This window comes from Bacillus sp. z50, assembly GCF_058313585.1.
Window position 1 is genome coordinate 581,038 of sequence record NZ_JBZFQL010000001.1, and the last position, 22,925, is coordinate 603,962.

The window sequence follows — 22,925 nt, forward strand, 5'->3', positions numbered from 1 at the left end:
GAATATTCCAAAACAAGGACTTATGTACTATTATGACAGAGGATACAAAAAAGGAAAAGACCGTTTCCAGCCTTTTCCTTAGATTATTTTTTATGAGACATCATCATACACTTTTCTTGCTTCATGCATGATTTCTACTTTTTCTTCATGCCCGTTTTCAGCATTAATAAAAATTCGGTAGGTATCATCGCCTACTGTTCCCATAAATTCATAACAGAGTACATCTTCATATAAATTATTTGTGATAACGGCTAATCTTTTTTCCATAATCATTACTTTTCCACTGATTTGCTTTTCAGCTTCTTTTTCAGTGATAGCCGGTTTATTAATTTTTCTTTCCTTATCATGATTTTGAAGATAATCGTCTGCTCCCAATCCGATGATATCTCCATTATCTAGTGCTACTTTGATACGGATTGCTTCAGGATAGATCCTCACTTGATCTTTAACCGTTACAAACGTATAAACACCAACATTATTATATTGAGTACTTTCAAATAACTCCATATTCTGATAGCCCATGTTATTCAGATATTGCCGAGCTTTCTTATATCCATCGTTTAACCCGATCTTAGCATCGGATACTTGACGATCATTAATAATATAAATTGGATGTCCACCTTTTTTAGTCAAATCGATTCCAATCATATTACCTGTAGAAGCACTCTTCAAATTCACATGATAGAACTCGTATTTTGAACCATCCTTATTTGCAGTTACGCTGACAGTCTTAGCATTAGAGACACCTGTATATTTTTTTGCCAGTTCAATTGCTTCCTTACGGGTTATTTCTTTTCCGGACAAATTTTTATAATCTATGTTTTTTTCCTCCACAGATGTAAATGTAGGTCCATATTCACTTTTTTGTCCAATTGACTTTACATTTTTATCTATCGTTTTAAGTCCATCAATAACTTGGTTGTCCCGTTGGCTGTCCCCCTTCGTATCCGCCAAGGCTGTTTCCACATCCATCCAACGTAAATCATTGTCGCTGATTTTCCTTTGAACACTCCTTAGCTCATCTCTTATTTCCGTTGCGTCACTATACAGAGCTTTTAATGTATTATATTCTTCATCAGATAGCGGACTTTTATCTAAATCTCGCACAGATGTCTTATAGGCGAAATCACCGATATTTGTTAAAAATTTCTCCGTTTCATGAAATGGCATTAATGTTAGGGGCAAATGACCAACATTATTATGTGCTTCACTTGTTAATCTCCAAACCTCAGCCAATGCCGGAGATAGAGAATCCTTTGTATTCATAGCCAATGTCGTCCCGATTTTATCATTTAACACATCAATTTGATAGTTCAGATCATTAAAGGCACGCTGATAATTATTCTCGGTTTGATTCATGATAGCTATTTTTTCTTGATGATCCTGATATGCCCAGTACGCTGTTCCAACTAAACCGATTAGCAATACAGCAATCACGATATTTCTTATCATTACATTCACCTCAGTTGCAGAATATATGCTTGCCGATTTTTTTTATTTGCGGACGACTCCATATCCATGAACTTGTCGCTGTTTCCGGGTTAAAATAATATTCAGCTTCACCGGTCGGATCCCAACCATTGATAGCATCTATAACTGCGTTTCTTGAACTCTCATTAGGTTCAAGCCAGATTTGTCCGTCAGCTACCGCAGTAAATGCTCCCGACTGAAATATAACCCCTGAAACTGTATTTGGAAACGATGAACTTTGGACCCTATTCAAAATAACCGCAGCAACTGCTACCTGACCCTCGTATGGTTCACCTCTCGCTTCACCATGAACTGCGTTCGCCATTAACTTTATATCACTTTCCGAAAATCCAGCTGGTATATTTGCAGCTGTACCGGTCGTCTTTGTGGATGTGTTCTTTTTCGCCGTATTTGTTGATTTTGTCGTTTTATTCGATGATGATTTTGGCTTAACTTGATGCTCAATTGGAGTTCCCTGATAATAAGTAAACTCATTTCCTGAATTGATTTGTTTTTTCACCCAGGAAGCATTGTAATTAGAGGCGCTAACCAGTTTACTTTTAGTCTTTGCTCCACCTAACCCATCAATAGGTAAGCCGAATTGTTCCTGAAAATTACGCAATGCCCAGTATGTTCCCCATCCAAAGACCCCATCGATTTTTCCATGATAAAAGCCTATATTTTGAAGACGCGCCTGTAATTCGATGACATCATCTCCGACAGCTCCCCTTTGAATCACTTGATTGGTAAATGCTTCAGTCTGGATATCAAAAATGGGTGAGAGGAATAAAAAACAACCAATTATTGAAAAGGATACTAACTTCCTTACTAAACCCTTCATTTCATGCCCTCCTGTAGAATTAATGACAGTAAGGGTAGTTTTTGCAAACACATATAAAATATTCAGTCCAACATGAAAATCATTTTCAAACTAGAGGATTGATGATTATAAAAATAAGTTGCATACAAAAGCTTTTTGAGCTGATAGCAGAGAAAAGCAAAGTTGAATGGAGGTAGGGAAAAATCATTTAGGATTGTAGAAGCAGTGGGGTATGAAGCATATTCTTTGTAACATAATAAGCAACAATTTCAGGATGAATTCATGACCTTTATTTACCCTGGAGGATTAAAGCCGCAGACAACATAAATAGATAAAACATCCTTTAAAATAAAAAAAACAAACCCTAATCAAATCTACTCCTAAAAAGAAGCAGATTTAGATTTAGTGTTTGTTTCTATTTTACTGCCGTTTATAGTTTATTAAACTGATTCAAATGACTGTTTAAAAGCCTTTTCTGTTAAAATTCTTGCCTTTTTTACTTTCCAAAGTCCGAGACCCCATAGACAGAACATAAATGGAATTAAATATACATACCATTTTTCCTGCTCCATCAATATATAGTTAAAGGAACCATGCAAGGCAATCGGAATGAACAAGGCTGTCAGCATATAAGTCAGCTTTAACCTGGGCTGGGTTTGGAATTTGGCTTTCCCAAAATAAAAGCCCATGATGACCCCAAACAGTCCATGACTTGAAACAGGGAACATCGCTCTTCCCCATGCATATTCAAGCCCATTCGAAAATAAATAGAGGATATTTTCCAATGTTGCAAACCCCAAAGAAATAGAAACTCCATAAACAATTCCATCATAGGGTTCATCAAAATCAACATGGCCATAGATCAACCAAAGGAATAAAGCCCACTTAATCAGCTCTTCTACCATTCCCTTTTCAAAGAAGGCATCAGCCCAAACAGAAAGAAAAAGCCCTTCTGCCTGGATGACATATTGAATAAACATAACAGGTATGACAAATAACGCACCATAGATAAATACTTTAAATACAACTGATACAGGCTCAGTGTTATATTGATCTTTCAGGTAAAAATAAATTAGCAAGGCTATACCAGGTGCAACGCCCGCTGTTAATATATTTAACATGGATTACCCTCTCTTTTTACTCTTTCGTCCTTTAATCGTAACACGGACGAAAAAAAAAGAAAATCAAGAATTCTCACAGCTTTCATGTGATTAGTGTAATTCGAACCCTACAACTTAAACGCAGCCTTGATATCGACATTACCATTGGATAATAATATGGCCAATTTCAATCTTGCCTTCTTGCTGTCATAATCCTCACCTAGAATCACACCCCTATTTTGCAGGTCATGCGCACTGCCGTGGTATCCATAGGCAGGATACACTTTTCCTTCTTCCGCACTTGTACTGATAACAATTGTTATCCCGTTATCCAAAGCAGATTGGATTGAGTTGACCATTAAAGGTGTTACTTGCCCACGGCCGACTCCTTCTAGCACAATTCCACGTGCGCCGGCATTTACAGCGGCATCAATCATAATCCCATCTGCACCTGTATAGCATTTTACGATATCAACGCGCGGTATTTCCGGACCGATTTTGTAAGATTCATTATAGATCGGCTTTTGATAGACGCTGACTACATCATTATCGATGATTCCAAGATATCCATAACCAAATGATTCAAAGCCCTGGAGATTCGAAGCATGGACTTTTTTCACGTATCTTGCAGAATATATCCGCTCATTAAAGACAACCAAAACTCCGCTATGCTTTAAGTGTTGATTTGCGGCTACATAGATTGAATTCCGTAAATTGGAATATACATCGGTTCCGACATCCTGAGGGGAGCGCTGTGAGCCTGTTACCACTATTGGTCTTGGATCTTTAGTTGTTAGATCAAGAAAATAAGCCGTTTCCTCTAACGAATCCGTTCCATGAGTGACTACCACTCCACAAACTCCTTCATCCTCCAATTCCTTTTCAATGGCTTCTTTTATTAAAACCATATCTTCGAAACCAATATGCATGGAAGGCTTTTGCATTAAATCTATAATTTTTATATCGAAACCCTCCGGCAACTGACAGAGTGCTGCTAATTCCTCACCACTCATAGCACCCGAATTCAGAAGTCCTTTAGAGATTTCTTTACTGGCAATCGTTCCACCAGTCGTAATTAGTGAAATTTTCTTCATTTTACACCTCTTAACAAGTAATCAAGCATTCTTAATGCTACTCCAACCCTTCCTTATCTTTTACCGCATTTGCTATTTGTCCACCATGAAATCTTCCATTCTCAATAAAAATTTCATTAGCATTATTTCCGGCCACGATCACACCAGCCACAAATAGGTTCTCTATGTTTGTTTCCATTGTTTGCTCATCAATCATTGGTTTCCCTGTATCACTTTGTATTTCAACACCTACATTGGTTAGAAGGCTGTAATCCGGATGGTACCCTGTCATAGCAAAAACAAAATCATTTTGTATTTCGATTATTTGCCCCTCTTTTTCATAAATGACAGTTTGCTCTTTAATCTCTTTTACGACTGAATTAAATTCCATTTTGATAATTCCGTTGCGGACATATGATTCAAACTCGGGCAAAATCCAAGGTTTAATGCTTTTTGAATAATCATTTCCCCGATATATGACTGTTACTCTTGCTCCCGCTTTTACAAGCTCTAGCGCAGCATCTACGCTTGAATTTTTGCCACCGATCACAACCACATCCATATCGTAGAAAGGATGTCCTTCTTTGAAATAATGGTATACCTTATCCAAATTTTCACCTGGTATATTCATCATATTTGGTTGATCATAATAGCCCGTTGCAATGATACAGTATGGTGTTTCATATTCATTTTTGGTTGTTTTTATTCTAAATAATCCATTCTTCTGCTTTTCTATTACTTCCACACATTCATATGTATTTATTCTGAGATTCTTCCTCTTCGCTACTTCTCTATAGTATGTTAATGCCTGGAGTCGGATAGGTTTCCGATTTTCAGTAATGAAAGCGACATCCCCAATTTCTAATTTCTCACTGGTTGAGAAAAAGGTTTGATGTGTTGGGTAATGATAAATCGAATTAACAATATTCCCCTTTTCAATAATCAATGGATTTTTACCAATTTCCTTTAAACTAATGGAAGCTGACATACCACATGGTCCGCCGCCAATCACAATTGCTTCTTCATAGTGCATACTTCTTTCCTCCAAATAACCGTAAACTGGAATTTCAATTTGTATGTAGTATCTAGTACTTCTCAATGAATATTTAAATAACCCTTTTAGAATAACATTTTTAGAACCTAAACTCATCCACCACATGCAAAAAAGTTTTCTATCTCACGAGGGACAGAAAACTTTCTTATTGTTTGCAGTATTAAATCCAGCCTCTGAAACGCGATGCTTCGGCCATTTTCCGTACCCCAACCATATAGGCAGCGAGGCGCATGTCTACACGGCGGGATTGAGCTGTATCGTAGATGGTATTAAATGATTTAACCATTACTTTTTGTAATTTTTCCTCAACTTCTTCTTCAGTCCAATAGTATCCTTGATTATTCTGTACCCATTCAAAATAAGATACTGTAACACCACCGGCAGAAGCTAAAACGTCCGGTACTAACAGTATACCGCGATCTGTTAGAATACGCGTTCCTTCCAAAGTGGTTGGACCATTAGCAGCTTCAACGACAATCTTCGCTCGTATATTGTGAGCGTTTTCGTCTGTAATTTGATTTTCAATTGCGGCAGGTACCAAAACATCACATTCCAGTTCAAGTAATTCTTGGTTGGTTATCGTATTCGTGAATAGGTTGGTTACTGTACCAAAGCTGTCTCGACGATCCAGCAAGTAATCAATATCAAGGCCATCGGGATCATGTAAAGCCCCATTTGCATCTGAAATACCGATTACCTTGGCACCGGCATCATGCATGAATTTTGCCAAAAAGCTTCCTGCATTTCCAAAGCCTTGGACAACAACTTTCGCTCCTACTAAATCCATTCCACGTTTTTTAATCGCTTCATGGATACAAATAGTTACCCCTTTGGCAGTGGCTGATTCCCTGCCATGTGAACCGCCAAGAACAAGCGGTTTACCGGTAATAAATCCCGGAGAGTTAAATTCATCTATACGACTGTATTCATCCATCATCCAGGCCATAATCTGTGAATTGGTGAAAACATCCGGTGCCGGGATATCTTTTGTAGGACCGACCAATTGGCTTATCGCCCTGACATATCCACGGCTAAGCCTTTCCAATTCCCGAAAAGACATATTGCGCGGATCACATATGATACCGCCTTTTGCCCCTCCATACGGTAAGTCTACAATGCCACATTTCAAACTCATCCATATGGATAAAGCTTTAATCTCATTCTCTGTAACATTAGGATGAAAACGAATTCCACCTTTTGTCGGACCTATAGCGTCATTATGTTGAGCACGATAACCAGTGAAAACCGTTACAGAACCATCGTCCATTTTAACAGGGATTTTCACAGTTAGCATACGAAGCGGTTCCTTCAATAATTCAAATACCTCTTCTGGATATCCAAGCTTATCTAAAGCCTTATGGATGACAGTCTGAGTCGATTTTAAAACATCTAGTTTGTCCTCAGTGGAATGATGGTCGGCTGTCATTATAGTACCTCCTACAGATGTATAATAAGTAATATTTTCCTACCAGCATAAGTATACAACTTTGGCAATTGTCTGGAAAGTGAAATAATAGAATAATAGGGTTAAAAATTACAAAACAAAAATTTTTGAAAAAATATTCAGATTTATTATTCGCTTTTATAAATTCAGTATACTTAATAAAGCCTGGAAAGTGCAAGAGTACTGTTTTGGCCTTTATAAACACGCTTAGATTAAATAAAAATAACCACATCTTTTAGATGCGATTATGATAGGAAATATTTTTTTATAATAGTAATTATATTCTCTTTACTTATCCTGTGTCCGTAATCCGACAGGTATTCTTTACTCAAGGTCGAGAATTCTCCAAACTCCAAAAGAATAGACATAAGAGTTGCTTGGTTTATAAGAGTATCTTCTTTTATCTCTAAATAGTATTTGGACTTCCAAAAATAAAGGATTCCTTTCACATTCCAGCTAGTCTTTATAATTCTGCAAGCTTGTACCACATCATCAAACTCCGCAAATTCATATATGACTTGATCTCGCTTCATTATATTAACAGATAGGTACCCTTCTATTTCTTCTTCTTCTTCGAGATCTTCGTTTAAATTGTACGCATCCCTTTTTAAAATTATATAGATTCCGTAGCATGGATAAGAGTATACATCCATCTGAAAAAATCCAGCAACCAAATTCCCACATTCTTCAAGCACTTCTTGAATAATATGATAAAAAAAGCTATGGGTTTCCACCGAATGACTGGTTAGCACCTGACAGGTAACACCTCTGTCTTCCAATTCATCGTAGGGAATAAATAGTTTGAACAATGTCGGATTGATTTGTTTAAGCTTCATGAAAAAATCCTCCTGTAGCTACTCTCTCCATTCCATTGTATGAAGGGAGTCACAGTCGGTACCTTGTTTTAAAATCATGAAGGAGTTAACTTCTTTAAATGGATTAAATGAGTCTCAGGTTTTGCCATTAATCGCAGCGGAAGTAAGCTTGTTCCATATCCATTACTTGTTAGGATGGTCGTATCATTCCTCTCGCTGACGCCGCCCAATTTATATCTGCCCATTCCAAAAATCCTAATTTGTCCCCCATGTGTATGGCCGCTCAATACTAAATCAATTCCATATGATTTCTCAATTTCCTTTTCAATTTTCGGAGTATGACTGGCTAGAATTCTAAAACTGTCAGATTCCACTTCTTCCATTGCCAAATCAAGCCGCCCCGTTTGTTCCTCTTCATCATAAAAGTCAATTCCAAGCAGGCGTATTTTACCGCCATCCTTTGTTTCAAACAGTACGCTTGTATCTAGTAATTCATGGATATCCAACTCTACAAAAAGTGCATCCAGTTCATGTCTATCTATTTCATAATCATTATTACCCCATATGAAATAAACAGGACCTACACTTTTTAATTTAGTTAAATTTTCTTTTATTCTATCTAGCGGTACCCCTTTTTCAGCTAGGTCACCGCCAATTAAAACAAAATCAGCCTTCCCTTTTACCTGCCCAATAATTTCATTACTGATGACCCGCCTATGTATATCTGAAATAAAAAAGATTGTGATGGTCTCATCACTTGGAAATGTACTGAATTCAAACGTATGATCAATCACTCGGTCCTGATGCGCAAGCCTGTACATATATATGAGTAAGCACACACATAAAGCAATTAATAAACCAAAAAAGAACAGCACTGCCATAGTATCTCCCTTTCAATCCTTTATATCTTATAACTAAAAGAAGCCAGCCTAATAAATGACTAGCTCTACATTTATTTATATCTTTATTTTTGATCAATATGCAAAACTTTTTCATCAATATGCAAGACTCTAAAGCCTGATTCCTCTAATTTACGGATAAATTTATCTACATTCGGCGCTTTCACTACTTTAATGACAATGCGCCTTAAAAGTTTATCGGTTTCATCAAAGGTAACTAATGAAATTATTTGTTGCTGATATTGCCTTGCAATCTCAGTTAACCTGGCAATACGCCCCTTGGTTTCGACTGTAGTTAATGCTATCCTCACACCAGGTACATGAACGCCAAAGGTACTCTGGAATTGTTCAATTATATCATAGCGCGTAACAATGCCATGGAAATACTCGTAATCATCCACTACGGCTAATAAAGGTGTCTCTTTTAAGTCCAAAAATATATTTTCGTATATTTCGTCTTCTTTTAATGTTTTGTTTACCTCAGCGATCGATTCTGCTTTTGTTTCCTTTAAAAAAATATCTCTCGGCAGCTCTGATAAGAAGGCTGCTTTGTATACTCGATACCTTGTGATCGTACCTATATACTTATTTCCTTTAAGAACTGGCACTCCCTCAATTTGATGTTCATCCAGCACCGAGAAAACCTCTTGAAGAGTATCATTGTAAGAAACCGTATGACAATGATATTTTGAAATCATGATATTCTTTACAAACATCAAAGCACCCCCACCGCAATCTAGTATAAACATTCCCTATATTTGATACTTATTCGACAAATCTCAGACTTTACCTGCCTAATTTGTGAAAAATTATTTATTTTCGTGAAAAAGATTAATATCATATAAATCCTTAAATTTATTAAAGAGGATATGTCTATTTTTCCAAGCTACATCATTTTTCCATAGATCCTTACTCCTATCTATAATCTCACATCGCAGTGCGTGAAATTCCTTTTCTGCCTTGTCCATCTTTTTTTTGTAATAAAGCATCCCTCCATACATAAAGGCAAGCAATAGCATACAGAGAATGATAAACTCATTGTCAAAAAAATAGTTATACATGGACATAAAAGAATAAGAATAGAGAGGAATAATGTTCTTATATACATAAACAACTAGAATCGCTGTTAAACCTAATGTAATGTAAATAAATAAAAAATGACGGGACTTATAATGATCGAACTTGCGTTTCCTTTTCACCACATTGTTGAGCATTATTTTTGTAGCCTCATCGGTATGTTCGTCCAAATCATTGATATACGCTTCCATAAACCACCTCTCCTTTTCATAATCATGTTTATGAAAAGAAGCGGTCAATTATGTAACTCTTGTCCATTATTTATTTAGCCGTTACCTTTACATGCTTACTTTTACTAAATCTATTATAAGATTGTTTTTACCTTGCCTGCTTGCTTATTTATGACAAATCCAAGGATTAAATCAATGGTGAAATGCATCGCGATTGTAACCAATAAATTGCCTGTCCACTCATAGATAAACCCAATAAAGAAACTTAACAGCAAAATATTCACAAACAAGTACACATTATATAAATACCTTATATGGATTAGTGCAAATATGAAGCTGGCCATCCATAAACCAACATATGTTTGAATGATTCCCCTAAATAATAATTCCTCACTGATAGAGACTAAAAGGACAATAAAGACTAGTTGCCGTCCATTTAGAGAACTAAAAATACGTTGATTGATTCCGCCATCATTAAAGTATCTCTCGGGAAGATACCTCATCGAAAGTAAGTCGTAGAGAACTACCAGCAATCCGGCTGGGATTCCTATAAGAAGAATAGACCAATCTTGAAAATCAAATAACAATAAAAACTTCTGTATATCATCGAAGACCCATATACCCAAAAAAGAGGAGATTATAAGCAAAAGCAATTGAGTTTGAATCAATGCCTTGTATAGGTCCTCATCCTCTAATTGACTCACGAGCTCTGCCTGTTTATTTTCCATTTGTTTACTCTGCCCTTCCAGTAAATAATTGCTTCAATTGCATACGCCAATTTTGATCTTCCCGAGGAATGTCTTGCAGTTGTTTTGGAAGGATAGCGATAAGTTCATCCAGTGTTGCTCCACACCGGTCACAGCAAGTCTTTGTTTTATTCTGTATCTCCTGACTAAAATAGGAAGCGATGCTGCTCTTTCTGCACTCAGTGGAAAGAATCCATTTTTTCAATAGATATAATTTCATGATTTTTTCTTTTTTACGATTTTCCAGTTCTGCATCTATTCGCTCAATTCGTTCATAGGGATCAAGAATATTCCCCTTTAATAAAGCCTTATTTAATTCTTTTATCCGTTCTATTTTGTCATCACCAATAAACTCCTCTGCTGTAAGATTGGAGGCCTCATGATGAATAACCCATTCAATTTCTGAACGAATTGGAAAATCTCTTTCAATCAGATGGGAAGCTTGCCATTCATCTCCTTCTGAATATAACAATATGGCCACTGCCGGCAATCCATCTCTCCCAGCCCTGCCTATTTCCTGTACATATGCCTCCACACTCAACGGCATGTTTACATGTAAAATAAATCGTATATCATTTTTATTAATTCCCATACCAAATGCATTGGTGGCCACTATGATTCTTAACTGCCCAGATAAAAATTGCTGCTGAATCAGGATTCGGTCACTAGTTTCCATACCGCCATGATAATAAGCAACACCATCAAAGCCCTTTTCTAGTAGAAATCCACTTAATTGTTCAGCAAGTTTTCGGCTGGATACATATATAACCCCTGCACCTGGCACTTTATTCAGTGCATCAATTAAAATTTGAAGCTTATGCTGATAATCAGCGGCTTCTTCTACCAGGATACTGATATTCTCCCTGTTCACACTATGGATTACTCTCGCCGCATCCTCCATACATAAATTTTTTAAAATATCCTCTTGAACCTCAGGAGTAGCAGTAGCTGTTAAAGCTAAGGTCAATGGGTTATTCAGTTCTTCTCTAATACGGCCGAGCTGCAAATAACTCGGTCTAAAATCATAACCCCATTGTGATATACAGTGCGCTTCATCTACAACAAACAATGCAATGTTGAGCTTTTTTAATTTATCTAAAATAAATCTGGATTGCAGCATTTCTGGCGAGATATATAAAAATTTTAATAATGATAATGACCTCAGCACCATATCCCGTTCCTGCAGGGTTAAAAATGAATTTAAGGAGGCAACCTTTTTTTCGCCTTTCGCCTTCATTTGTTCTACCTGATCTTGCATAAGAGCCAACAATGGTGAAATGATAATAACCAATCCATCCATCAAGTATCCGGGCATCTGAAAACACAAGGTTTTACCGGTCCCAGTTGGCAGCATAGCAAGTGTATCTTTGCCGGTGATAATGGATTCTATCACTTCCTTCTGTCCAGTTCGAAACGTTTGGAATCCGAACATTTTTTCTAATTGAGCTTCTAGCGGCTGCATACTTACACTTCCTTTATAGTTGCCATAACGAGCCTGATTTTAAAATAAGTTATCTCAGATGGAAGGACCATTTTTAAAGATCTTAACTGTTTTGTTTCATTAGTAGCAATGGCCTGTTTGATTTGTTCTTTCTCTGTTGCACTTACAAAATCATCTATCGGAAAATCAGGTACGTTTGAAACGATTTCAACAAGATGATCTTCAATCGTATTCGTTTTTAAATTCCGTACGGCTGCTACTTCTTCTTTGGACATCCCGGCTTGCAGCATTTTTAATGTTCTTTGCGTAGAAGCAGTTAAAAGAGATTGAACAGGTTTACCTATAAGCACAAGTTCTTTCAATAGTATATAAGGAGACTGAACACTGGCTTTAAGCATATAATGAATAGTATCCCAAAAGAGAAGTCTCGCATAAAATACATCTATATTAAGCTTTCGTGCAGCCTGTTCGATTGTCAAACCCGCATGCTGGTGACCTGAGAAGGCTGAAACAATTAATTCTGCTCCGGCTTCATTTACATTACTTAATAAATCATCAAGCTCCTGATATAGAAGCTGGGCCAATTCCATTGAAGAGAGAGGAATCTTTTTAAATAATTTTTTCACTAACAGTTGTTCCTCTTGATTACGGGAAACCGCAATGAAAGAATGATTGCCATTTAGCAAACAGGACGACGTTTGTACCAATAATTGCAGCCTCATCCAAAATCCATGAGCTGCATCTTGAAAGGTACGACCATCCAGGTTAGTTAACTGAGGATAATCCTTTTCCCAAAAGGAAAGTGCTTGTTTACCATGCTGCGTACAGACATAGGTATTAATACCTGTTTCTTTTATATATCCTTTTTTGGTTAATTCAATAATCTTTTGATCCCAAGTCTCTCTTTTTAACTTTGGAAGTACGCCAAAAAACCGAGATATATTAAACAAACGAGCATCTTGAATGGGCTGAGAGGATTTTTTCCCATTAAGTATATGTAAAGGGGAATATACTGTTCTTTGCCCCTTTAATGCATTTATTAAATACAGTATTAATCCGTCAAAATATGGTATAATCATGTTTTAACCCCTTTATCCTACATGTCTGACACTTTTTATCTTACCAAATAGTTGTACCCTCATGCTTAAAATTCAATAGCCTATTTTTCCTTTATTCGCTAAAAACACGCGAAATATTGGCTATTGAAAAGTTATACCATGAGTTTTACAATAAGGTGAGGGGTTTGATATCCAGTTCGGTATCAAAATATATATTTTTTTACCTGGGAGGTATTTAGCATGGCTAAATTTACTATTGTTGACAAAGAAACTTGCATTGCTTGTGGTGCTTGCGGAGCAGCAGCTCCAGATATTTACGATTATGATGATGAAGGTATTGCATTTGTTACTTTAGATGATAACCAAGGTATTGTCGAAATTCCAGATGTTCTGCTTGATGACATGATGGATGCTTTCGAAGGTTGCCCAACAGATTCTATTAAAGTTGCTGACGAATCCTTTGACGGAGACGCATTAAAATTCGAATAGTCTCCCATTAATAAAAGCCTCTGCGGTTTCGCAGAGGCTTTTATTTAATCTATTTTATACATTTCGCAATACAGATTGCTTCGAAAACCAGCCCTGCATTTTAGTGAATAACAGCATAAATACAATGGCAATTAAGGTTCCTTTTATTAAATTGAAAGGAATGATCGCCGTGGTGATCATTGCTCGAATCTCTGTACCAGACATGTTCCAATTCATTAACACACTGTAGCTTGGCAGCAAAATGAAGTAATTGACAAGACTCATAAATAAAGCTAATACGATTGTGCCTCCTACAAGTCCGTACACCATGCCTCTTTTGGTGCCGATTTTTTTATAAAAATAGTAGGCTGGAAGGATAAACGCGACGCCTCCGATAAAGTTAGCAAAATGCCCAATCGGAATTCCTGTGTCGCTTCCTGTCATCATGTAATCCAGAATATTTTTTAATAATTCTACCAGGATACCCGCAACCGGCCCAAAAATGATGGCCGCAATTAAAGCTGGAATATCACTAAAATCAATTTGTAGAAATGTTGGAAAACCAGGGAATGGAAAATTAATAATCATCAGAACATATCCAATCGCACCCAACATCCCAATCGTAACCATTTTTTGAATCTTACTTACACCACTGCTTTTCATTATTTCCTCTCTCCTTTAGGTTTGGTACTACCTCTTCCAGAAGAAAGGCTCTGCCTAAAACGTCAATCATGAAGCCATGCCATAAAAAATCCCTTTATCTTAATTAGATAAAGGGAGAAAAAGGCAATGTGAAACAAAACGTTCACGAAAGATCGTTTTTTGAACGTTAACAGAGACCTCCATCTTCTCCCATCCAGACTATACTGTCGGCTTTGGAATCTCACCAAATCCTGCCTTTACAGGCTCGCGGGCTTAGATTATAAATCATCACCGCCGGTAGGGAATTTCACCCTGCCCCGAAGATAGACCGTATTTAATTAGTAAAATGCTTTAGAAAAATAATCAGGCTAGACATTCCACCTGTATATTTAACTAGACCATTTCTATATTGATTTTATCCCACTAAACTAAATAATACAAGAGATTAGAATCACTATATAAATAGATCAAAAAATATATATTTGTAAAAAATTCATAAATTAATGGCCTCACCTCTATTTTCCTCGAACCAACTAAGCCGTCTAAATTATAGAAAATGAAGTCTTTTTAGTATCTGCCGGCAACAAAAATTAGACTTTTCCAAAATTTTAAAATAGTAAGCGCTTGCAATGTTGAATCTTGATTGACACACAGATTATAAGTCTTGTAGAGTGGAAACAAGATTAAATACTTCTACAGGATGGTGACAAGATTGTTTAAAGTGCTCATAGCTGATTCAATAAAGCCTGATGGTTTAACACCATTCATTGGCAGGAATGACATCGAGGTTGTCCAAAAAAAGATAGATGAAGTAAGCAGTGAATTGCATCTGTTTGATGCACTTTTAGTTAGAAGTGCTACAAAAGTAACAAATGATTTACTTCAAAAAATGACAAACCTAAAAATTGTAGCCCGGGCTGGCGTAGGGATCGACAATATAGATGTTCCTTCCTGTACAAGTCGTGGAATCATTGTGGTCAATGCACCGGATGGCAATACAATTTCTACCGCTGAACACACTTTTGCCATGATGGCATCCCTGGCCCGAAACATTCCTCAGGCTCACCAATCTTTAAAAAATGGTGCTTGGGAGCGAAATCGCTTTGCCGGAGCTGAATTAAAAGGTAAGACGTTAGGAATCGTTGGTATGGGGAGAATTGGTACTGAATTATCCAAGCGGGCGAGAGCTTTTCAGATGAATATTTTTGCCTTTGATCCTTTCATTACGTCAGATCGGGCAAAAGAATTAGGCATAACGGTCGGTTCACTCGATAACCTGCTTCAAGTATCTGATTTCATCACCGTCCACACCCCATTAAATAAGGATACAAGAGGCTTATTAAACAAAAATACAATACATAAATGCAAAGACGGTGTCTATCTGATCAACTGTGCCAGAGGAGGCATAATTGACGAGGACGCTTTATATGATGCGGTTCTTGAGGGAAAAGTAGCCGGAGCTGCACTGGATGTATTTGTAGAAGAACCTCCGGTGAATAATAAATTATTGTCCTTGGATCAAATCATTGTCACACCTCACCTTGGAGCGTCCACTGCTGAAGCGCAATTAAATGTGGCTAAGCAGGTGGCAAAAGAAGTAGTCTCATTTGTGGATGGAATACCAGTGTCAAACTCCATCAATTTACCAGCTATACCTGCTGAATTATTTAATAGAATACAGCCATATTATCAATTAGTGAAAAAACTTGGCTCTTTCCTATCACAATATATAAACGAAGGCATAAAAGAAATTTCCATTACATATGGCGGTGATGCTTTTGATTTTGATTCATCAATTTTAACAAAATCACTTGTTTCTGGATTTTTTAAAGAACGGGCTGATGTCACCATCAACGAAGTAAATGCCCTGTTATACGCTAAGGAACGTTCCATCACTATAGGTGAAAAAATCTCAAACGAAACATATGGTTATTCAAATAGTATAACGGTAAGAATTAAAGGCGATACCAGACAAATTGAAATGAAAGCAACCTATATAAAAGAATATGGGCCGCGTATCATTGCCATCGATGACTTCAAAATCGACTTTTACCCTGATGGCCATATCCTATATATCCAGCACCACGACAGACCAGGTGTGATTGGCATTGTCGGTAAAAAACTCGGCGATCTTAATCTCAATATTGCCACCATGCAGGTAGGACGGAAAGAAGCCGGCGGTGAAGCCATTATGATCCTTACGTTTGATGAAAAAATTCCTCATTCCGTCATAAATGAACTTGCCGGCAATGATGAAATATCCGTCGCCAAAGCAATTAATTTGAGTGAGGCATAGAATAATAAGAATAGGGCATCTCATAAGCTGGCTTAGCTTATCGATGCCCTTTCCTCTTATATTCTATTAAAATTACTTAGTCTCAGTTCAATAAGCCACTTTATTCTCATGTTTTTGGATTTGCTCATGCAATGTCTCTCTTACAGCTCCGAGTCCCCCAATCAGTTGCTTAAAAAATTCTTCGATTGTATTTCCTAAGCCAACTTCGTACAAGTCCACCCCAAAAATTCTTTCGTTTGAAAGAATAGGCTGTAAGTGGTTACTGACTGATTCAGGTTGGCCGAACTCGATTCCATGAAGATACTGCTGCAAATCTTCTAAAATAGGATCAGGACTGATGTTCATTTTTTTACCAGCATCATTCACACCAAGTAGATACCGGCACCAAGCCGCAATCGTTAAAGGAATAAATGTTAAATCAGTTATTTGAAGGTCATTTCTTTCGGCATATAATTTGATAGTCTCCCCAAATCGGATTCCTAATTTCTGCGAAGTGTCTGTAGCGATCCTCCCAGGTGTATCCGGAAAAGTGCTTGTACACCGTTCCGTAGAGTTTTTCATGTTAAATACCAGTATCAGGATTCAATAGCTCTCCTATAAAATGTCCAGTATCAGAATGCAAAAAAGCACATCACCTAAGTGATATGCTTTCATCAAACAGTTCCTTGTGTAACAAGAATTATCTTCTTAATTCTACTTTTTCGCTGGCAGGAAAAATGTAAATGTCGTACCCTGTCCAACCTTGCTGTAGACATCTATTTTACCGCCATGACCATGAATAATATTTTTTGCTATTGCAAGGCCAAGGCCTGTGCCAGATCTCCCTCTTGTTCTTGCTTTATCAACCTTGTAAAACCTTTCGAAAACAAAAGGCAGCTCTTCCTCAGAAATACCTACACCAGAATCCTTCACGTCAAATTGAGTACCATTATCCAATGTTCTTTGGATAATTTGCACTTCACCTCCCCCAGGTGTATGGCGCAGGGCATTATCAATCAAGTTGGTGAATACCTGTTCAATGCGGTCAGGGTCCAGCTCAACAAGCGCCTCAGGATGGTCAAGGGTTGTATAGACATCAACATTTTTTTCCTGAGCTGCCCGCTGGAACTTTTTCGATATTCTACCAAGAAAGCTGCCAACTTCTACTTCCTCAATATTTAAAGTCTGATGTCCTGCTTCCATTCGAGCCAAGTCTAAGAGTTCATTAACCAAGCGTCCCATTCTTAATGATTCATCATATATGACCTGTGCCATTTCTTTTTTCTCATCTGCTGTTTCCGCAATATCATCTATAATTGCTTCACTATATCCTTGAAGCATAGCAATAGGCGTACGAAGCTCATGCGATACATTGGCAATAAAATCTTTTCTCATCTTATCAAGCCGGCGTTCCTCCGTCATATCCCTTAATACAGCTACAGCTCCACGGATATCATTTTGACGGTAAAGGGGATTCATAAGTATTACCCAATCGTGCCCCTGCGTGGTAATCTCGGCTATTTTAGCTTTTCCCGTTCCCTTAACCTCGAGGAATAAATCGCTTAATGCATCAGGGACTTGGTTTCCAGACTGTTTTTTTTGATTGGTTTCATCCAAAAAACTATACCTTAAAAAGTCATCTGCTGGAGGATTCGTTACAAGAATTTCACCGTCTCTGTTAAACATGATCACTCCATCAGCCATATTAATTAAAATATTCGATAAATTCTCTTTCTCCTGCTGTAATGCCGTCATATTATACTTCAGCTGCCGTGCCATTTGATTGAATGCAATCGCCAATTCGCCAATCTCATCGTTTGTTAAAATGGGAACCTTCATGTCAAATTTTCCTCTGGCCAATTCAGATGCTGCTTCCCTCATTTTTCTAAGCGGAGCAGTCACTCTTGATAACAGGAAGAACGCAAAAATCGTCGTTAAAACAATCCCGATCCCGACAGCTATCAAGATGAAGATTGTCGTTTGTGCGTTTGTACTCTCACTCGAGTCTACAGACTGAAATGCATAGATGGCGCCATCCATTCCGTCATTAGTGATTGGAATTCCGACAATTGTACCCTGAGTAACATTATCCCCGCCCAAAATAGACGATAGATAAGTGGTTTCTGAAACTTGTCTATCATTCACTAATGACTTTTTTAAGGTTTCATCACGAGAAAAGAGTTGATAGACTTCTTTCTTATTCAAATCATTCAAACTGCTGTATATATTGGTATCATCTAAAATAATAACAATATCCTTATTCGGATCGATGATTTGCCAAACAATTTGTGTTGATTGCTCGATATCTGAATGTTCCTCTAAAATCATTTCAACTTGTTTGGCTGTTCGAAACAAAGAAGATTTAGCTTCCTCCATACTTTGATTATGGAAAAACTCCAGCAGTAATACAGTTAAGATGAATAGAACGAAGGAAAACAGCAAAATAATGGTCATCCAAAGTTTCCCGACTACACTTTTCCAAAACATTAGTCGTTGACTACCTCGAATTTATAACCAACACCCCAAACGGTTACAATCATTCTAGCTGCATCCTCAGATACTTTATTTAATTTTTCTCTTAATCTTTTAATATGTGTATCAACGGTACGTAAATCCCCAAAGAATTCATAGTGCCAAACTTCTTTTAGCAATTGTTCCCGATCATACACTTTATCCGGGGTTTTAGCGAGAAAGTATAATAGTTCATATTCTTTAGGTGTTAATGCAACCTCTACACCGTCCGCCAATACTCTATGCGCATCATTATCGATCGTTAGATGATTAAAGACGACAACATCTTTAGTTGAGGTCTCTGATTGAATATAGGAATTTTTCGATGACCTTCTTAACAATGCTTTCACTCGTAAGACTACTTCCCTTGGACTAAAAGGCTTTACGATATAATCATCCGTGCCTGCTTCAAAACCTTGCACTCGGTTTATTTCTTCCCCTTTAGCAGTCAACATAATAACAGGTGTTGCCTTTTTTTCACGCAGTTCTTTACAAACCTCAATTCCATCCTTGCCAGGCATCATCAAATCCAGAAGGATTAAATCATAATCATTCGCCAAAGCAAGTTCTAAAGCATCTTCCCCATTAGCAGCCTCATCAATTGTATATTTTTCGCGCTCTAAATACATTTTCAATAGTCTTCTAATACGGTCCTCATCATCTACTATAAGCAATCGTATGTTGTTCTCTTCCATCACCCGGACCTCCTTAAGCATTAACTAATAACGATACAAATTTATCCACGATATCAGTTTTATTATACATGCATACTAAATATTTAGGAATAGAAAAGTGAATATTTACATAAATAAAGCGATTCTATAAAGTTAAATTTATAGAAAAATAATATCTATCATACAACCAGATTTTTTTAATATAAGATTTTGCCTAACTTCCTATTCAGTTGTCATCCAACTTAAAAATAGTAAAAGCATCATAAATCGGAATATAATTGCAGTTAATAGCTTAAGCCTGATTTTCTAAAGAAGAGTTAAGAACAAAGGGCTTCCATACTTGGAAGTCCTCTTTTTTCTTAATTGCTAGCATATGAGTGTAATCCAACGATAATTAAATTCACCGCGATAAGATTAAACATAATGATAATAAATCCTATAACTGCAAGCCAGGCTGACTTTTCGCCATGCCACCCCTTCGATATGCGCAGATGCAGAAATGCTGCATAAAATAGCCATGTAATTAAAGCCCATACTTCTTTAGGATCCCAACCCCAAAATCTTGACCAGGCTATTTGGGCCCAAATCATGGCAAATATCAACCCTCCCAAAGTAAATACAGGGAATCCGATTAGAATGGATCTGTATCCAACCTCGTCAAGTAAATCTAAATTCACTGATTTTGCCAACGGCTGTATAGCTGCTCCTATACGCTTACGTAAAATTAAACGCAGCACTCCATATAGCACGACACCTATCATGATGGACCAAACTACTGTATTCAGTTTTTTTGAATTGATTATTAATGGCAATTCAATTAACGGATCCATCCCTGTACCGGAAACCAATTTTGCTTCCTTCGGGACAAACAACGCCGGCATATTATATTCCTCTGTTTGCTCTGCACCGCTCTTATTGACCCAAGTATATTCAGTTTTATAATCAGCTATAGAAAACATAGTAGTAGATACAACAAAACCAATCGTACAAATTAATCCTAATAAAACGGCTTCCAGCCAAAACGTACTTTTTGATGCTTTCGTTTGTTTAACAGCCCGTATCAGATAAATTAATCCGGCCACAAAACTTATTGCTAAAATAGCTTCTCCCGCTGCTACAGTAGTAACATGTATATACAGCCAATCACTTTTTAATGCCGGAATAAGCGGCGAGATATCCCGTGGAAACATGCTGGCATACGCAATAACTAACAGCGCAATCGGAAGCGCGAATACTCCCAGAATGGCTGTTTTATATATGAAATAAATCATTATAAATGCTCCAACCAACATCATTCCAAAGAATGTTGTAAACTCAAATAGATTACTGACAGGAGCATGTCCTGACACTATCCAACGTGTGATAAAATAACCCAGCTGTGCAATAAATCCAATAATAGTGATAATAATTCCAGCTTTTGCCCATTTTTCATAACTCCACTTATCGTTCTTACCTTTTATGGATCCCGCAAATACAAAAGTTGCTATTAAGTACAGCACAAAAGCAATATATAGCAAATTACTGCTTAAAGTCGCCACTCTGTTTTCCCCCTCTTTCTTGAATCTCTTCCCCTTCGGCTTGATCATACGGTAATGGAATAGAAGTCCCCTCTAATATTTCATTAATCTCCCGCCTGATACCAAACCAGTTTTTATTCGTATGAGCGGCCACAAATATTTTATCCCCACTCTTTTGAATCCAAATACGCCTATGATTCCAATAAGCCCCCTGTATAACGCCAATCATAAAGATAAGCCCTCCGAGCGCAAGTACCCATAAAGTTAGGTCTTTACGTACTGTTAATACAGTTGCAAAACCTGTCTCTATATTTTTGAATTTAAGTTTATATTCGGTCTCACCCAAAGGCTCAAGGGTTTGTTTAATCGCAACAAAGCTAACTTCTCCTTCTGGATGCTCTGGTGATACCATTTTGAAGATAAACGCAGGGTTATTTGGAAATCGACTCTTTGTTGTCGGCTGCTCATTCTCATTAAATTCAAAATCAGGAAAATAACTCTCCAGGTGCACGGAGTACCCATTACCCAGGTCATAGCTATCTTTCGGATTATTCAAATCAACGGTTAAGTTGCCATGCTCCTTTTCAGTTGCTTTATCAATTAAGGTGAATGACATTTTAGTCATGTTTTCCTCGTAGGATGTTTGATATAAAGCAAAGGAATCAAATTTCAAAGGTTCATTTACACGTATCGGATAATCTTTAACTTTTTCAAGCTTTACTTCTTCCCCTGGCAAGGTATCCCCTACCGCTTGATAAAGAGTGGCATCTGTTTGATAATTTTTTACGACCGTACCAACCCGGTCAAGCGTTGCCTCAAACTCTTCTTTTTCCTTATCTTTATCATAAACTTCTACAGTAAATTTTTGGTTTTCAACAAAGTACTCACCATTCGTTCCAGGTACAGCTTTCTTTTCACCTTCTTGAATTCTGAGGTAATCATTCACATACATCCCTGGAATAAAACGCAACATTCCGCCAATTAAGAAAATGATCAGGCCTATATGATTAACATAAGGACCCCACCTCGAAAAACGGTTCTTCTCTGCTAAAATATTGCCGTTCTCTTCTCTTATGTTATAACGCTTTTCTTTTAATCTCGTTTTGATTAATTCATAGTTTTCTTTTTCCTCTGCTATATCAGCTTCACCAAAAATCCGCTGTCTGCGTAAAAAACCCTCATTCCTGATTACTCTCTGATTCTTTAAAGCTCTGAATAGCGGAATAAAGCGGTCAAGACTGGCGATAACAAGTGAAACTCCTAAGAGGGACACTAACAGTAAAAACCACCATGAACTATATAAATTATGTAATCCTAACTCATAATACACTTCACCAAACCAGCCGTACTTACTTTCATAAAACGTTTCAGCGGGTTCTCCATTTGGAATATACATTTCTTGCGGGAAGATGGTACCGATAGAAGCTGCAATTAATGGAAGAATGATTAAGGTTACGCCAACCTTTACGGATGAGAAAAAATTCCAAATCTTATCAACTACTGATTTATTGTAGGTTTGCGATCTTCTGGCACTGCCTTCATATTTCATATCCAATAATTTTTTTTCTTCTTCTTCCTTATTGAGCACCTTACCGCATGCTTCACAAAATATCGTTCCATATGGATTAACATGACCACATTCACAAGTTATTTCCTTCATCCTTATTACCC

The 22,925-nt window shown here is 37.2% G+C and carries 21 protein-coding genes and 1 riboswitch; of the genes, 2 read left to right on the forward strand and 19 right to left on the reverse strand.

The annotated features are described in order from the left end of the window. Nucleotides 1-90 precede the first annotated feature (90 nt). The 13 genes from ypeB to AC4G3N_RS02760 all read right to left on the reverse strand — a co-directional run bounded on the left by ypeB (nt 91) and on the right by AC4G3N_RS02760 (nt 13,188). On the reverse strand, nt 91-1,452 hold the full coding sequence (gene ypeB / locus AC4G3N_RS02700; protein WP_066107512.1) for a germination protein YpeB: 1,362 nt from the start codon (nt 1,450-1,452) through the stop codon (nt 91-93). 10 nt (nt 1,453-1,462) lie between these two features. Next, a complete protein-coding gene (sleB, locus tag AC4G3N_RS02705; RefSeq protein WP_066107513.1) occupies nt 1,463-2,311 on the reverse strand; it encodes a spore cortex-lytic enzyme in 849 nt (282 codons plus the stop codon). Nucleotides 2,312-2,730: 419 nt separating this feature from the next. Then, nucleotides 2,731-3,411 carry a glutamic-type intramembrane protease PrsW gene (gene prsW / locus AC4G3N_RS02710; protein WP_066107516.1) on the reverse strand — a complete coding sequence of 227 codons (681 nt, stop codon included), beginning with the start codon at nt 3,409-3,411 and terminating at the stop codon, nt 2,731-2,733. Nucleotides 3,412-3,518: 107 nt separating this feature from the next. Then, entirely contained in the window at nt 3,519-4,484 is a 966-nt protein-coding gene (locus AC4G3N_RS02715) for an asparaginase (RefSeq protein WP_066107519.1), read from the reverse strand. A 37-nt stretch (nt 4,485-4,521) separates the two neighbouring features. Beyond that, nucleotides 4,522-5,496: a YpdA family putative bacillithiol disulfide reductase gene (locus tag AC4G3N_RS02720; RefSeq protein ID WP_491089681.1), complete on the reverse strand. Its 975-nt coding sequence runs from the start codon at nt 5,494-5,496 to the stop codon at nt 4,522-4,524. A 181-nt stretch (nt 5,497-5,677) separates the two neighbouring features. Continuing rightward, nucleotides 5,678-6,943, reverse strand: a complete 1,266-nt coding sequence (locus tag AC4G3N_RS02725; protein ID WP_066107527.1) for a Glu/Leu/Phe/Val family dehydrogenase — start codon at nt 6,941-6,943, stop codon at nt 5,678-5,680. Nucleotides 6,944-7,206: 263 nt separating this feature from the next. Beyond that, the gene (locus tag AC4G3N_RS02730; protein WP_490558129.1) at nt 7,207-7,797 is read right to left on the reverse strand and encodes an adaptor protein MecA; all 591 of its coding nucleotides are present in this window, start codon (nt 7,795-7,797) and stop codon (nt 7,207-7,209) included. 74 nt (nt 7,798-7,871) lie between these two features. Beyond that, nucleotides 7,872-8,657: a metallophosphoesterase gene (locus AC4G3N_RS02735; protein WP_066107533.1), complete on the reverse strand. Its 786-nt coding sequence runs from the start codon at nt 8,655-8,657 to the stop codon at nt 7,872-7,874. Between the two features lie 83 nt (nt 8,658-8,740). Further along, entirely contained in the window at nt 8,741-9,391 is a 651-nt protein-coding gene (locus tag AC4G3N_RS02740) for a CBS domain-containing protein (protein ID WP_066107536.1), read from the reverse strand. 93 nt (nt 9,392-9,484) lie between these two features. Next, nucleotides 9,485-9,943: a YpbF family protein gene (locus tag AC4G3N_RS02745; RefSeq protein WP_491089682.1), complete on the reverse strand. Its 459-nt coding sequence runs from the start codon at nt 9,941-9,943 to the stop codon at nt 9,485-9,487. A gap of 113 nt (nt 9,944-10,056) precedes the next feature. Continuing rightward, the gene (locus tag AC4G3N_RS02750; protein WP_491089683.1) at nt 10,057-10,650 is read right to left on the reverse strand and encodes a CPBP family intramembrane glutamic endopeptidase; all 594 of its coding nucleotides are present in this window, start codon (nt 10,648-10,650) and stop codon (nt 10,057-10,059) included. 4 nt (nt 10,651-10,654) lie between these two features. Next, nucleotides 10,655-12,130 carry a RecQ family ATP-dependent DNA helicase gene (locus tag AC4G3N_RS02755; RefSeq protein WP_491089684.1) on the reverse strand — a complete coding sequence of 492 codons (1,476 nt, stop codon included), beginning with the start codon at nt 12,128-12,130 and terminating at the stop codon, nt 10,655-10,657. Between the two features lie 2 nt (nt 12,131-12,132). Next, nucleotides 12,133-13,188: a YpbB family protein gene (locus AC4G3N_RS02760; protein WP_066107549.1), complete on the reverse strand. Its 1,056-nt coding sequence runs from the start codon at nt 13,186-13,188 to the stop codon at nt 12,133-12,135. Nucleotides 13,189-13,407: 219 nt separating this feature from the next. Between AC4G3N_RS02760 and AC4G3N_RS02765 the strand changes: the two genes are divergently transcribed. After that, nucleotides 13,408-13,656: a ferredoxin gene (locus tag AC4G3N_RS02765; protein WP_066107552.1), complete on the forward strand. Its 249-nt coding sequence runs from the start codon at nt 13,408-13,410 to the stop codon at nt 13,654-13,656. A 54-nt stretch (nt 13,657-13,710) separates the two neighbouring features. Here the strand turns inward: AC4G3N_RS02765 and AC4G3N_RS02770 are convergent, their stop codons facing one another. After that, the gene (locus AC4G3N_RS02770) at nt 13,711-14,298 is read right to left on the reverse strand and encodes an ECF transporter S component (protein WP_066107555.1); all 588 of its coding nucleotides are present in this window, start codon (nt 14,296-14,298) and stop codon (nt 13,711-13,713) included. 177 nt (nt 14,299-14,475) lie between these two features. After that, nucleotides 14,476-14,606, reverse strand: a riboswitch (FMN riboswitch). A gap of 383 nt (nt 14,607-14,989) precedes the next feature. Here AC4G3N_RS02770 and serA point away from each other — a divergent pair. Continuing rightward, nucleotides 14,990-16,573, forward strand: a complete 1,584-nt coding sequence (gene serA, locus AC4G3N_RS02775; RefSeq protein WP_066107558.1) for a phosphoglycerate dehydrogenase — start codon at nt 14,990-14,992, stop codon at nt 16,571-16,573. Nucleotides 16,574-16,660: 87 nt separating this feature from the next. Here the strand turns inward: serA and AC4G3N_RS02780 are convergent, their stop codons facing one another. From AC4G3N_RS02780 to resB, 5 genes are all read right to left on the reverse strand, one after another. Then, nucleotides 16,661-17,134, reverse strand: coding sequence for a mannitol dehydrogenase family protein (locus AC4G3N_RS02780; protein WP_491089685.1), 474 nt, complete (start codon nt 17,132-17,134; stop codon nt 16,661-16,663). Nucleotides 17,135-17,266: 132 nt separating this feature from the next. Further along, entirely contained in the window at nt 17,267-19,039 is a 1,773-nt protein-coding gene (locus AC4G3N_RS02785; RefSeq protein WP_066107565.1) for an ATP-binding protein, read from the reverse strand. Continuing rightward, on the reverse strand, nt 19,039-19,758 hold the full coding sequence (locus AC4G3N_RS02790) for a response regulator transcription factor (RefSeq protein ID WP_066107568.1): 720 nt from the start codon (nt 19,756-19,758) through the stop codon (nt 19,039-19,041). The genes AC4G3N_RS02785 and AC4G3N_RS02790 overlap by 1 nt, the downstream gene beginning before the upstream one ends. 338 nt (nt 19,759-20,096) lie before the next feature. Further along, nucleotides 20,097-21,275 (reverse strand): c-type cytochrome biogenesis protein CcsB, encoded by a 1,179-nt coding sequence (gene ccsB, locus AC4G3N_RS02795; RefSeq protein ID WP_066107571.1) that lies wholly within the window; start codon nt 21,273-21,275, stop codon nt 20,097-20,099. After that, on the reverse strand, nt 21,256-22,914 hold the full coding sequence (resB, locus tag AC4G3N_RS02800; RefSeq protein WP_491089686.1) for a cytochrome c biogenesis protein ResB: 1,659 nt from the start codon (nt 22,912-22,914) through the stop codon (nt 21,256-21,258). The genes ccsB and resB overlap by 20 nt, the downstream gene beginning before the upstream one ends. Nucleotides 22,915-22,925: the final 11 nt, after the last annotated feature.